Source organism: Streptomyces sp. enrichment culture (assembly GCF_964273145.1).
Taxonomy (GTDB): domain Bacteria; phylum Actinomycetota; class Actinomycetes; order Streptomycetales; family Streptomycetaceae; genus Streptomyces.
Genome location: NZ_OZ186873.1, coordinates 849,669 through 863,196, shown reverse-complemented (window position 1 = coordinate 863,196; position 13,528 = coordinate 849,669). Strand labels below are relative to the sequence as shown.

Sequence of the window (13,528 nt, the reverse complement as noted above, 5' to 3'; positions counted from 1 at the left end):
CTGAGCAAGACCGAAGACTGACGAGAGTCCGCCATGTACGAGCTGTCCCGGGTCCGCCTCTACTCCATCGGGCCCGCCGGTGCGCGCTATGCCGACACCGTGCTTGACCTGCGGGGCGTGGGCGAGCCCGTGCCCGACCCCGCGCCCGCGCAGGCGGAGTTCTTCGAGGAGGAGCCCCCCGGCCCGCCGCGCCGGCCCGCGCCCGCCGGCGTGCTCTTCCTGGAGAACGGCGGCGGCAAGTCCGTCCTGCTGAAGCTGATCTTCTCCGTGATGCTGCCGGGCCACCGCAACACCCTCGGCGGCGCCAGCTCCGGCGTGCTGCGCAAGTTCCTGCTCGCCGACGATTGCGGGCACGTGGCGCTGGAGTGGCAGCACGTGCAGACCGGCGAGTGCGTGGTCGTCGGCAAGGTCAGCGAGTGGCGCGGACGCCAGGTCTCCAACGACCCGCGGAAGTTCGCCGAGGCCTGGTACTCCTTCCGGCCCGGCCCCGGACTCACCCTGGACAACCTGCCCGTCGCCGAGTCCACCGCCCTGCGGCCGCCCGCGGAGGGCCAGTCGGGGGCGCAGGGGCGGCGGCGCACCATGAAGGGCTTCCGGGACGCCCTGACGGAGGCCGGGAAGGCGTACCCGCACCTGGAGGTGCACTGGGAGGAGATCCACGAGCGCTGGACCGAGCACCTCGGCGAACTCGGCCTGGACCCCGAGCTCTTCCGCTACCAGCGGGAGATGAACGCCGACGAGGGCGAGGCCGCGGGCCTGTTCGCGGTGAAGAAGGACTCCGACTTCACCGACCTGCTGCTGCGCGCCGTCACCGACACCCGGGACACCGACGGGCTCGCCGACCTCGTCAGCGGCTTCGGCAACAAGCTGGGCCGGCGCGCCGAGCTGATCGCCGAGCGGGACTTCACCGCCGGGTCCGTGGACCTGCTCGGCCGGATCGTCGAGGCCGCCGACGCCCGCACGCGCGCCCGGGACGTCCACACCGCCGCCGAGCGCCGTACCCGGACCCTGGCCCGCCGGCTCTCCGCGCGCGGGATGCGGGAGCGGGCCCGGGCCGCCGACCTGGCCCAGCGGGTCACCGCCGCCGCGTACGCCGTCACCCACGCCGAGTCGGCCCGCGAGCGCAGCGTGCTGATCGCCGCCGAGCTCGCCTACCGGCACGCCTCCCTGGCGCTGGCCGCCGCCGAGAAGGCCGCCGCCGCGCAGAAGCGCGAGCTCGCCGACGCCCGCACGCTGCACGCCGCCTGGCAGGCCGCCGAGGCGGTGCTGCGCCACCGCGCCGCCGCCGACCGCGTCGCCCGCGTGTCCGCCGCGATCCGCGAGGCCGAGCGGGACGCCGCCCCCGCGCTCGCCGCGCGCGCCCGGGCCGCCGTCGACCTCGTGCGCGCCCTGCACGCGGCGGCCGGGAAGGCCGAGACGCACGCCAACGAGGAGGAGGAGCGCTCCGCGGCCCTCCAGGAGGTCGGCGAGGCCGCCTACCGCGACTCCACCGCCGCCGCCACCGAGGCGCAGCGGGCCCGCAGTGAGGCCGGGCACCTGCGGCAGCGGCTGGCGGAGGTCGAGCAGGAGACCGCCGAGGCCGTGCGCGCGGGCTGGCTGGACGACAGCGCGCCCGACGCCGATCCGGCCCGCGCCGCCCTCGCCGCCAGCGACGCCGAGAAGAGCACCGTCGAAGCCTGGGACACGGCCCGCGAGGCGGCCCGCCGGGCCACCGAGCGCGCGCGCGAGGCCGCCGCCGCCGAGACCCGCGCCGAACTGACGGCCGCCCGCGCGGCCGACGCGGCGGCCGCCGCCGCCCGCGCCCTGGAGGCCGAGCGGCGCACCGCCGAGGCGCTGGCGGCGGAGGAGCGGATCGCCGACCTGCTCGGCCTGGCCGCCGGCACCCGCCCGGGCATCCCGCAGCCCCGGCGGGGCCGGGACGGGGACGGCACGACGGCCGCCGCGCCGGGGTCCGGCGACGCCGCCCTCACCGCCGAGGAACTCGACCGGTTCGCCGACGAGCTGCGCGAACTGCTCGACGACGCCGTCTCCTCCGCCGAGCGGCAGCTGTTCGACCTGCGCACCGCCGCCGCCGACGACGCCCGCATCCTCGGCGCGCTCGGTGACGGCGGGCTGCTGCCGCCCGGCCCCGACGTGCTGGACACCGTGGAGTTCCTCGGCGAGCACGGCATCCCCGCGCTGCCCGGCTGGCGCTACCTCGCCCAGTCCGTCGACCCCGCCGACCACGCGCGCGTGCTGGCCGCCCGCCCGGAGCTGGTCGACGGCGTCATCATCACCGACCCCGACTCGCACGCCCGCGCCCGCGAGGTCCTCGGCGACGCGGCCCTGCTGCCCCGCTCGGCCGTCGCCGTCGGCACGGCCGCCGCGCTGCTCGCGCCCACCCCGCCCCCCGGCGCCGACACCGGCGAGGTGTTCCTCGTCCCGCCCAACCCCGCCATGCACGACGAGCACGCCGCCGACGAGGAGCGGCAGGCGCTGCGCGCGCGGGCGGCCCGGCGCGACGAGGAGATCCGCGCCCTCGCCGCACGGCTCGGCAAGGACCGGGAGCTGGCCGCCCGGCTCGCCTCCTGGCGCTCAGGGTGCCCCGCCGGGCGGCTCGCCGAGCTGGCGCGGGCGGCCGAGGAGGCACGGGCCTTCGCCGAGGAGACCGAGGCCGAGCTGGCCGAGGCACGGACCGGGCGGGCCGAGGCGGAGGAGGCCGCGGCCGAGGCCGTGCGGGTGCGCGACGAACGGCAGGAGGCCGCGCAGAAGGCCCGCCGCGCCGCCGACGCCCTCGCCGGGCTCGCCTCCCGGTTGCGGGAGCGGGCCGGCTGGCAGGCCCGGCTGCGCGAGCTCGCCGACGAGGCGGCCGAGGCGGAGGCCCGCGCCCAGGTCTGCCTGGAGCGGGCCCGCGCCGCCGACGAGGACCGCCGCGCCGCCCAGCGCGCCGCCGACGACGCCCGCCGCACCGCGCGTGCGCTGCGTGCCGAGCGCTCCGAGATCGCGGGCGCCCCCGACGACGTACCCGAGGACGGCGCCGAGGCGCCGAAGGCGTCCCTGCCCGCGCTCCGCGAGGCGTACCGGGCCGCGTCCCAGGTGTACGAGAAGGTCGGCGTCGGCGCGGATCTGCGCGCCGAGCAGGCCCGCGCGGAGAGCGACGAGAGCGCGGCGCGCGCGGAGCTGGACCGGCTCAGCAACAAGGTCCGCACCCGTGCGGAACAGCTCCTGGAGTCCCCCGACGGATCCGACGGACCCAGCCGGCAGGCCGCCGCCGCCCGCGCGGAGGAGCTGGTGCAGCTGCTGGAGACACGGATGTCCAGCGCCAGCGAGCAGCTCGGACGACTGCGCGGCGAGGCCGAGCGGCACGCGCCCGAGGACGGCGAGGCGCACACCGAGCTGCCCGAGGAGCTGGTCCCGCGCGACGCCGAGCACGCCCAGGCCCTGCTGCGCACCGCGACGGCCGAACTGGCCTCCCGCACCGAGGCGCTGACCCAGGCCCGCGAGGCCCACGCCGAGCTGCTGGAGGCCCACCGCGCCGCCGAGGACGCGGCGGGCGGCTTCGACGAGATCGCCGCCATGCTCCGCGACCTGCTGCGCGAACAGGCCGCCGAGGAGGAGCAGGACGAGCCCGAACCCTACCCGGGCACCCTGGAGGAGGCCCGGCAGTCCGCCGCCGAGGCCCGCCGGTCGCTGCGCGGCTGTGCCGCCGACCTGTCCGCCGCCGACGCCGCCGTCCGCGAGGCCGGTGACGTCCTCGTCCGGCACGCCAACTCCACGCGCTACGAGCAGGTCCGCACCCCGGCCCGGCAGCAGATCCGCGAACTGCCCGCCTCCGCGCTGCCCGAGCACGCCCGGAAGTGGGCCGACGCCTTCGCGCCCCGCCTCAGGGTCCTCACCGACGAGCTGGCGCAGCTGGAGCGGAACCGGGACTCGATCGTGGACCGCCTGCGCGGGCTGGTCGAGTCGGCGCTCGCCACCCTGAGGTCCGCGCAGCGGCTCTCCCGCCTGCCCGAAGGACTCGGGGAGTGGTCGGGGCAGGAGTTCCTGCGCATCCGCTTCGAGGAACCCGACCAGGCCACGCTGACCGAGCGGCTCGGCGAGGTCGTCGACGAGGCGACCCGCGCGGCCGTGAGGAAGAACTCCGACCTGCGGCGCGACGGCATGTCCCTGCTGCTGCGCGGCGTGGCGGCGGCCCTGCAGCCCAAGGGCGTCGCCGTGGAGATCCTCAAGCCGGACGCCGTGCTGCGCGCCGAGCGCGTGCCCGTCGGGCAGATGGGCGACGTGTTCTCCGGCGGCCAGCTGCTCACCGCCGCCATCGCCCTGTACTGCACGATGGCCGCCCTGCGCTCCAACGACCGGGGCCGCGACAGGCACCGGCACGCCGGCACGCTGTTCCTCGACAATCCCATCGGCCGCGCCAACGCGACGTACCTGCTGGAGCTCCAGCGGGCCGTCTCCGACGCGCTCGGCGTGCAGCTGCTGTACACCACCGGTCTGTTCGACACCACCGCGCTCGCCGAGTTCCCGCTCGTCATCAGGCTGCGCAACGACGCCGACCTCAGGGCCGGCCTGAAGTACATCAGCGTGGAGGAGCACCTCCGGCCGGGACTGCCGCAGCAGAACCCGGCCGGGGAGGGGGGCGCCGTGCACAGCGAGATCACGGCGACGCGCATGTTCAAACGGCCCTCCTAGCAGGCGGCCCGGATCAGGTCCGCGCACTTCTCGCCGATCGCCATGGTGGTGACGCACGGGTTGACGGTGACCAGGTCCGGCATGACCGACCCGTCGGCGACCCTGAGCCCCTCGACCCGCAGCCGCGCGTCGAGCGGGGCCGAGGGGTCGTCGTCCGCGCCCATCCTCACCGTGCAGGCCGGGTGGTAGACGGTGCTGCGGGTCCTGCGGATGTAGTCGAGCAGCTCGTCGTCGTCCCGCACGTCCGGGCCCGGCGCCAGCTCGGCGCCCGCGCAGCGCCGCCCCTCCAGGACGAGCCGCTTGGCCCGCGCCCCGGTCCGCACCTCCAGGTTGGGCCGCTTGCCCATCACCGGGTGCAGGTAGGCGACGGAGGACGGCTGGCGGACGTTGACCACCAGGATCGCCAGCGCCAGCACCCCGATGACCACGGCCGGCACGACCGGGGTCCGGGAACGGGGGCTGACCCGGGCCAGCAGCGAGGACGCGGGCAGGTTGTCGTCCCGCGCCATCGCGAACGCCAGCCGGATCGCCGCCGTGTGCACGGCCAGCGCGCACACCGTGACCGCGATCAGCACGCACCACGGCATCGCCTTGCCGGCCGTCGGGCCGAGCACGTCCAGTACGACGTACTGCAGCCCGTCCGCGGGGAGCTCCCCGCCCTTCAGGCCGGAGACGCTCATCAGCGCCAGCAGCAGGATCAGCCCGCCCAGGACGAACGAGGCGACGATGGCCCGCCCGCGTTCGGCGGGGGAGGCGCGGGCCGGGGGCCGGTGCCGAAGGCGCGACGGGCGGCGACCGCCTCCACCGCGTCCTTGCCGCCCGCCTCGTCCACCATCCCCACCACCCCCACCGGGGAGCCGTCGGCGGGGCAGCGGATCCCGCGCGTGCGCTCGTCCGGGGCGCCGCGCCACTCGCCGTCGACGGACAGGTCAGGCACGGCTGCCTCCCGTCCCGCGCCGCGGCCTGACACCGAGGCTGCCGAGCAGCCACTCGTGGAACGATCCGATGTGGTGCTCGGTGGGCACCAGCACACCGCCCCTGCGGTACGCGCGGGAGGACATCGCCGGCTGGGTGCGCTCGCACGCCTCGAAGTCCTGGCTGTTCACCCGGTGGAACAGCTCCACCGACTTCGACACGTCCGCGCCGGACGCCACGACCTCCGGCGCGTACAGCCAGTCGCACTCCACCACCGTACGGTCCTCGGCGAGCGGGAACATGCGGTGCAGGATCACGTGGTCGGGCACGAGGTTGACGAACACCGTCGGCTTCACCGTGATCGCGTAGTAGCGGCGGTCCTGGTCGGCGGTGACCTCCGGCAGCCGGTCGAAGCCCTCGCTGCCGTCGACCGTGAAGCCCTTGACGCCCTCGCCGAACTCGGCGCCGTGGCCCACGTAGTACTGGGCGGCGTAGCCGTCGGTGAACTCCGGGAGCACGTCGGTCAGTTCGGGGTGGATCGTCGCGCAGTGGTAGCACTCCATGAAGTTCTCGACGATCAGCTTCCAGTTCGCCTTCACGTCGTACGTGATGCGGCGGCCCAGGGCCAGTTCCTCGGTTCCGTAGTGCTCGATCGCGGCCGGGTCGCCGAGGCGCTCGACGGCGGCGCCGATCACCGTCTCCTCGAAGGAGGGCGGTTGCGGGGCCAGGCACACCCAGGCGTAGCCGAGCCACTCCCGCAGGGCGACCCCGACCAGGCCGTACTCCACGCGGTCGACGTCGGGCATCCCGGTCAGGCCGGGCGCGGCGATCAGCTTGCCGTCCAGGTCGTACGTCCAGGCGTGGTACGGGCACCGGAGGGCGCGGCGGATCTCGCCGGACTCCTCCAGGCACAGCCGGGCCCCGCGGTGGCGGCAGACGTTCAGGAAGGCGCGCAGCGCGCCCGTGCGGCCGCGGGTGACGATGACGTTCTCACGGCCTACCTGGACGGTGCGGAAGGCGCCGGGCTTGTCCAGGTCGGCGCTGCGGACGGCACAGAACCACATCGACTCGAAGATGCGTTCCTGCTCCTGCCGGAAGACCTCCGGATCGCAGTAGTAGTGCCCGGGCAGGGTGGCGATCAGGCTGGGGGGGACGGGGGTCGTCGTCACGGCGGGCTCCTCGGAGGACGAGCGTGCTGTGTGTGCGGGAGGGAAGGGGAGGGCGGGAGGGCCGTCCCGGGAGGCGGGTGGACCGTTTCCGCGGCTGAGCGGGCCTTTCCGGAAGGGGGCCGGCCCGTTCTGGACAGGGAGCGGGCGGCTCAGGCGGGCGCTGCGGCCAGGCGGGCCGGGTCGAACAGCCCGATCGGGTGGGCGGTGGTGCCGGTCAGGGCCAGGTCGGCGAGGATCTCCCCGACGACGGGCACGAATTTGAAACCGTGCCCGGAGAACCCGCAGGCCACGGTGACCGAGTCGGGGTGCGCGGGGTGGCGGGCGATGACGAAGTGCTCGTCCGGGGTGTTGGAGTACATGCAGGTCGCGGCCTTGAGGAAGGTGCCGGGCAGGTCGGGTATGCAGCCGGCCATGTGCTCGGCCATGGCCCTGACCTCGTGGTCGTGCACGGTCCGGTCGATGGTCTCCGGGGTGGTGACCCGGCCCCTGCGGAAGAAGGCGACCTTGGCGCCGAGGTCCGGTCCGTCGATGGCCGGGAAGCCGTAGACCTGGGTACCGCCGGCGTCCTCCCAGATGTAGACGGGGTGGCGTTCGGGCAGGAACGGACCGACCCCGCCCGTCGGCTGGAACCAGTACATGACCTGCCGTTCGATGGTGAACGGCACTCCCAGGTCGGTGAGCAGCCACGGCGCCCAGGCGCCGGGGCAGATCACCAGCCGGTCCGCGGTGTACGTGTCCTCGGCGGTGTGCACGCGCACACCGCCCCGGTACGGCTCCCAGCGGGTCATGGGTTCGTCGAAGTGCAGGTCGGCGCCCTGCCGGGTGGCGAGCTGGAGGTGGGCGGCGACCGTGTTCTCGGGGCGCAGGAGGCCGGCCTTCTCCTCGTACAGCGCGACCTCGTCGTCCCGCGGCGCCAGGGTCGGGAAGCGGCGGCGGATCTCCTTGGCGTCCAGCACCTCGTGCGGCAGGTCCCACCGCCGGGCCGAGCGCAGCGAGCCGGACACGGTCCGCGAGTCGGGGCGGCCGACCATCACGCCGCCGCACAGCAGGGCGATCTCCCGGCCGGTGGCCCGTGCCAGGTCCTCGTACAGCTCGTAGGCGCGCAGCAGCAGCGGTACGTACGCCGGGTCCTCGAAGTACGACTGGCGGGTGATGCGGGAGCCGCCGTGGCTGGAGCCGCGCTGGTGCACCGGGCCGAACTTCTCCAGGCCCAGGACGCGGGCGCCGCGCGCGGACAGGTGGTGGGCGGCGGCGCTGCCCATGCCGCCGAGACCGATGACGACGACGTCGTAGGTGGGGGACACGCGGGGCCTCCTGGGGGCTGTCGTTCGGGGCGGGTGGCGGAAGGGCGGCGTTGCCGGCCGGCACCGGTGAGCGGGGTGCGGTGCGCGCGGCCGCGGGGCGGAGGAGGGAACCGGCGCGGTGGACGCGCGGGCCGGACCCCGCGTCCACGGCACGGCTCAAGCGGCGGCCCCGACAGGGCCTAGCGGCGGATGCGGGTCATCTTCGGGTCGAACAGCGGCTCGTCGGCGACCGTGGCGGGGACCTTCTCGCCGAAGTACTCGATGTGCACGCCGGTCCCGGTGGCCAGCCCGGCCGGCAGCCAGGCGTAGGCGACGCAGCGGCCGAGCGTGTAGCCGTACGAGGCGCTGGTCACGTAACCGGCGGGGGCGCCTCCCGCCCGAGCGGAACCGAGAGCGGGGAGGTGGACCGGTTCCTTGCCGAGGACGACGGCGGCGGGGTCGTCCAGGAGCAGCGGGGTGAGGCGTCGCGCGGACTCGCCGGCGCGCCGTCGGAGGGCCGCCTTGCCGGTGAAGTCCTCCTTGTCCATCCGGACGGCGAAACCGACGCCCGCCTCGAACGGGTCGTGCTCGTCGGTCATGTCGACGCCCCAGGCCCGGTACCCCTTCTCCAGCCGCAGCGAGTCGAAGGCGGAACGGCCCGCGGCGACCGCACCCAGCTCCCGCCCCGCCTCCCACAGGGTGTCCCAGAGCCTCAGGCCCAGGTCGGCGGTGGTGTACAGCTCCCAGCCCAGCTCGCCCACGTACGACAGGCGCATCGCCGTGACCGGGACATGGCCGATGTACGTCCGCTTGACGCGGAAGTAGCCGAACGCCTCGTGGGAGAAGTCGTCGGGGGTGAGCGGCTGGACGAGGTCGCGGGCGAGCGGGCCCCACACCCCGATGCAGCAGGTGCCGGAGGTGATGTCCCGGATGTGTACTTCCCCGCCCCCGCCTCCGCCCGGCGCGTGGCGCAGGAGCCAGTCGAGGTCGGCGGGGGAGTTGGCGCCGATCTGGAAGCGGTCGGGGGCGAGCCGGGCGACGGTGAGATCGGAGCGGATGCCGCCGGTCTCGTCGAGGAGGAGGGTGTAGGTGACCGCGCCGGGCTTCTTGCGGAGGTTGTTGGTGGTCATGCGGTCGAGGAAGGCGAGGGCGCCCGGGCCGGTGACCTCCAGGCGGCGCAGGGGGGTCATGTCGTACAGGGCGACCCCCTCGCGCGTCGCCCTCGCCTCCGCCGCCGCGACGGGGGACCAGTGGCGGGCCGACCAGGCGTCGCGGGCGGGGAGCGGGCCGAGGGCGTCGACGAGCGGGGCGTTCGCCTCGTACCAGTGCGGGCGCTCCCAGCCGCCGCCCTCCAGGAAGTACGCGCCGAGCTGCTGCTGGCGGGCGTGGAAGGGGCTGACGCGCAGCGGACGGGGTTGTTCCGGCGGCTGGAGGGGGTGGAGGACGTCGTACACCTCGGCGAACTGCTGCGCGCCGCGCTCCCGGACGTACGCCGGTGAACGCTGGGCTTCCTCGAACCGCGTGAGGTCGCACTCGTGCACGTCCAGGGACGGCCGCCCGTCGACCATCCACTCGGCGACGGCCCTCGCCACGCCCGCGGAGTGCGTCACCCAGACGGCCTCGGCCAGCCAGAAGCCCCTGAGCGCCGAGGACTCGCCGAGGACCGGCATGCCGTCCGGGGTGAAGGAGAAGACGCCGTTGAAGCCCTCCTCGACGGCGGAGCCGCGCAGGGCCGGGAGCAGGCGGCGGCAGTCCTCCCAGCTCGGGGCCCAGTCCTCCTCGGTGAAGGGGTAGGAGGACGGCATGTCCATCCGCCGGGCGCGGGCCTCGTCGTACGGCGGCACCGCGAACGGGTCGACGGGGAGCGGACGGTGGGCGTACGAGCCGATGCCGATGCGGTCGCCGTGCTCACGGAAGTACAGGTCGCGGTCCTGGAAGCGGAGGATGGGCTTCGACGCCTCCGCGGTGGCGCCGCTCAGCTCCGGCAGCGGCCGGGTCCTGGCGTACTGGTGCGCCAGCGGCTGGAGGGGTACGTCGACGCCGGCCATGCGGCCGACGACCGGACCCCAGAAGCCGGCCGCCGAGACGACGTGGTCGGCGGGGAAGGCGCCCCGGTCGGTGACCACACCGGTGACCCGGCCGCCCTCCCGCTCGATGCCGGTGACGGTGTGGCGGTCCAGGAAGCGGGCGCCGCGTGCGACGGCCCGGTCCATCTGGGCGCGGCACGCGGGCAGGGCGCGGGCCAGACCGTCGTCGGGGGTGTGGAAGCCGCCGAGGACCGTCGACTCGTCGATCAGCGGCCACAGTTCCTTGCAGCGCGCGGCGCTGACGACCTCGCCGCGCACGCCCCAGGAGGCGGCCCAGCCCGCCTTGCGGCGCAGGTCGGCGAGGCGCTCGGGGGTGGTGGCCAGCTCCAGGCCGCCGACCGGGGCGAAGCAGCGGACGCCGTCCGCCTCCAGGGAGGAGAACTTCTCGACGGTGTACCGGGCGAACGCGGTGAGGGTCCGGGACGGGCTGGTCTGGAAGACGAGTCCGGGGGCGTGCGAGGTGGAGCCGCCGGGCGCGGGCAGCGGCCCCTGTTCGAGGACGGTGACGTCGTTCCAGCCGCGGGCGGTCAGCTCGTCGGCGAGGGAGCAGCCGACGATGCCGGCGCCGATGACGACCACGCGGGAGGAGCGGGAGGAACGGGGGGTCGGGGACCGCAGTTCGGGGGTGCTGTTCATGCCCCTCCTTGCCGGGGACGGATCTTCGAAGTGGATCGGGGACCGGGGTGGGGATCAGGGGGCGGGCACGTGCGGCCGTTGGGCGGCGATCGCGGTGTCCCGGCCGCGCCCGGTGCGCACGACCGCGTCACCGGGCGGGGTGAGCAGCCGCGCGCGGAGGGACGCCCCGGGGGCGGCGCGGTCCGGGCGGGGACCCCTCCGCCCGGACCGGGGGCGCCGGAGGCGGTGACCGCCGCATCCGGCCGGCGCTCCCGCCGACACCGAAGTCCGCGGAAGCGCCACCGCAGTTCACAGCACCACCACCGAGCGGAGCACCTCGCCCCGGTGCATCTTGGCGAACGCCTCCTCCACCTGGTCCAGCGCGATCGTCTCCGTCACGAAGGCGTTGAGGTCCAGCAGCCCGTACAGGTACTGGCCGACGAGGAACGGGAAGTCCCGGCTCGGCAGACAGTCCCCGTACCAGGACGACTTGACGGCGCCGCCTCGCGAGAACACGTCGATCAGCGGCAGCTCGACCCTCATATCCGGGGCCGGAACGCCCACTTGGACCAGCACGCCCGCGTGGTCGCGCATGTAGAAAGCCTGCTTGAACGTCTCCGGCCGGCCGACCGCGTCGATCGCGACGTCCACGCCGTGACCGTCGGTCAGCGCCCGGACGGCCTCCACCGGGTCGGTGCCGCGGGAGTTGACGGTGTGGGTGGCGCCGAACTTCTCCGCCTGGTCCAGCTTCCGGTCGTCGACGTCGACGGCGATCACCTTCATGGCGCCGTTCAGGCAGGCCCCGGCGATCGCCGCGTTGCCGACGCCGCCGCAGCCGATGACGGCGACCGAGTCGCCGCGGCCGACGTTGCCGGTGTTGACCGCGGCGCCGTAGCCGGCCATCACCCCGCAGCCGATCAGGCCCGCGGCCTCCGGACGGGCGGCCGGGTCGACCTTCACCGCCTGGCCCGCCGCGACCAGCGTCTTCTCGGCGAAGGCGCCGATGCCGAGGGCGTTGGTGAGCGGGGTGCCGTCCGCCAGGGTCATCGGCTGGGCGGCGTTGCGGGAGTCGAAGCAGTACCAGGGGCGGCCCCGGCGACAGGAACGGCAGCTTCCGCAGGGTGCGCGCCAGGCCAGCACCACGTAGTCGCCGGGCACCAGGTCCGTGACCCCTTCGCCGACCGCCTCGACCGTGCCGGCCGCCTCGTGGCCCAGCAGGAACGGGAAGTCGTCCGTGACCGCCCCCTGGCGGTAGTGCAGATCCGTATGGCAGACCCCGCAGGCCTGCACGGTGACGAGCACCTCTCCGGGCCCCGGGTCGGGGACGACGATCGTCCGCACCTCGACGGGTGCTCCACGGGTGACAGCGACTACGGCACGGACCTCATGCGGCACGTCCAGGCTCCTCTGCTGTTGCGCAATACACGATGGGTTGCGCGATGAGGAACATAGTGGGAACGCCGTCAAGCGGCCGTCAAGAGGCGCGCGTTAACCCTCGGAAAAAGGAACGGGAGGGAGGAAACACACCGGACACACAACGGTGCGGAACCGGTCCCGCGCGCCGGCCGCTCCCTTGCCCCGGGCGCGCGTCGGGGGCTGCCGCCCCCTTGCGGCGGGCGAGCGCCGGGGACTGCCGCGGCTCGTACGGCGGGCGGGTGTCAGAGGACGCCGCGGTCCGTACGGCGGGCAGGTGTCGAGGACCGCCGCATTCCGTACGGTGAGCGGGTGTCAGAGGCCGCCGTACCCCATGCGGCGGGAGAGCTCCGCGCCCGCCGCCACCGTGCGCCTGGCCAGCTCCGGCAGCCGGTCGGGCGTGAGCCGGTACACCGGTCCCGACACGCTGATCGCGGCGATCACCTTGCCGTCGTGCGTGCGGACGGGCGCCGCCACGGCCGCCAGGCCCACCTCCAGCTCCTCCAGCGTGGCGGCGTACCCCTGCGCGACCACGGCCTCCAGTTCGCCGCGCAGCACCGAGGCACCCGTGACGGTGCGTTCGGTGAACCGGTGCAGCGGTCGGGCGAGCAGGCCCTCGCGCAAGGTGGGCGGCAGATGGGCGAGCAGCACCTTCCCGCTGGAGGTGGCGTGCAAGGGGGTGCGGCGGCCGAGCCAGTTCTGCGCCGTGACGGACGCGGTGCCGCGCGCCTGCATGATGTTGACCGCCGCGTCGTCGTCGAGCACCGCGATGTTCGCCGTCTCGCCGAGCTCGTCGGCCAGTTCCCGGCAGACCGGGACGCCCTCCTGGGAGATGTCCAGCCGCACGGCCGCCGCCCCGGCCAGGCGCAGTACGCCGGCCCCCAGGTAGTACTTGCCGCGGTCCTTGGCCTGGGCCACCAGGCCGCGGTTCTCCAGGACGCCGAGCAGCCGGAACGCCGTGGACTTGTGCACCTCCAGCTCGTCGGCGATCTCGGTGACGCCCGCCTCGCCGTGCCGGGCGAGGATCTCCAGCACGCTCACGGCGCGGTCCACCGACTGGACCGCGCTCGCCGCGCCTCTGCCGCCGGTCCTGGCCGGGGTCTCCGCGCGCTGCTCGTCGCGGTCGGACTGGTTCTGCGTGCGGGTCATGGCTCGACTCTCACCACCTGTCGGCCCGGTTCGGGCCGCATCTGCGGGAAACCCTTGACGCGACGGTCACCCCGCCCGGATTCTGTTGCGCACAGCGCCGAATCATGCGCCATGCGAAACATCATGTTACCGAAGCGTTCGGAACCCGGAAGGGGAGGACCCCGCATCCGGGACCCGGGCGCGAGGACCGGGCGCGGGGCCCCGACGGGCTCCGCGGCACCACTCC

The 13,528-nt window shown here is 74.9% G+C and carries 8 protein-coding genes and 1 pseudogene; 1 reads left to right on the top strand and 8 read right to left on the bottom strand.

The window, feature by feature from the left end; translation table 11 throughout:
* The first annotated feature begins 33 nt into the window (after positions 1–33).
* Positions 34–4,671, top strand: coding sequence for a hypothetical protein (locus tag ACSU6Z_RS03925; RefSeq protein WP_437042883.1), 4,638 nt, complete (start codon positions 34–36; stop codon positions 4,669–4,671).
* On the opposite strand, the gene ACSU6Z_RS03920 is transcribed toward ACSU6Z_RS03925, so the two are convergent.
* The 8 genes and pseudogenes from ACSU6Z_RS03920 to ACSU6Z_RS03885 all read right to left on the bottom strand — a co-directional run bounded on the left by ACSU6Z_RS03920 (position 4,668) and on the right by ACSU6Z_RS03885 (position 13,302).
* A complete protein-coding gene (locus tag ACSU6Z_RS03920; RefSeq protein WP_437050170.1) occupies positions 4,668–5,018 on the bottom strand; it encodes a GMC oxidoreductase in 351 nt (116 codons plus the stop codon). The two genes, ACSU6Z_RS03925 and ACSU6Z_RS03920, sit on opposite strands and share 4 nt — an antisense overlap.
* Before the next feature lie 27 nt (positions 5,019–5,045).
* A pseudogene (locus ACSU6Z_RS03915) lies at positions 5,046–5,411 on the bottom strand (amino acid permease); the annotation flags it as partial.
* Positions 5,369–5,608, bottom strand: a complete 240-nt coding sequence (locus tag ACSU6Z_RS03910; RefSeq protein WP_437050532.1) for a hypothetical protein — start codon at positions 5,606–5,608, stop codon at positions 5,369–5,371. The gene ACSU6Z_RS03910 and the pseudogene ACSU6Z_RS03915, both read right to left, overlap by 43 nt.
* Positions 5,601–6,755 (bottom strand): aromatic ring-hydroxylating oxygenase subunit alpha, encoded by a 1,155-nt coding sequence (locus ACSU6Z_RS03905; RefSeq protein WP_437042881.1) that lies wholly within the window; start codon positions 6,753–6,755, stop codon positions 5,601–5,603. Before ACSU6Z_RS03905 ends, ACSU6Z_RS03910 begins: the two co-directional genes overlap by 8 nt.
* A 149-nt stretch (positions 6,756–6,904) precedes the next feature.
* Entirely contained in the window at positions 6,905–8,059 is a 1,155-nt protein-coding gene (gene solA, locus ACSU6Z_RS03900) for an N-methyl-L-tryptophan oxidase (protein ID WP_437042880.1), read from the bottom strand.
* Positions 8,060–8,238: 179 nt separating this feature from the next.
* The gene (locus tag ACSU6Z_RS03895; RefSeq protein WP_437042878.1) at positions 8,239–10,761 is read right to left on the bottom strand and encodes a GcvT family protein; all 2,523 of its coding nucleotides are present in this window, start codon (positions 10,759–10,761) and stop codon (positions 8,239–8,241) included.
* A 288-nt stretch (positions 10,762–11,049) separates the two neighbouring features.
* Positions 11,050–12,135 (bottom strand): S-(hydroxymethyl)mycothiol dehydrogenase, encoded by a 1,086-nt coding sequence (locus ACSU6Z_RS03890; RefSeq protein ID WP_437042876.1) that lies wholly within the window; start codon positions 12,133–12,135, stop codon positions 11,050–11,052.
* A gap of 333 nt (positions 12,136–12,468) precedes the next feature.
* Entirely contained in the window at positions 12,469–13,302 is an 834-nt protein-coding gene (locus ACSU6Z_RS03885; protein ID WP_437042874.1) for an IclR family transcriptional regulator, read from the bottom strand.
* Between the last annotated feature and the right edge of the window lie 226 nt (positions 13,303–13,528).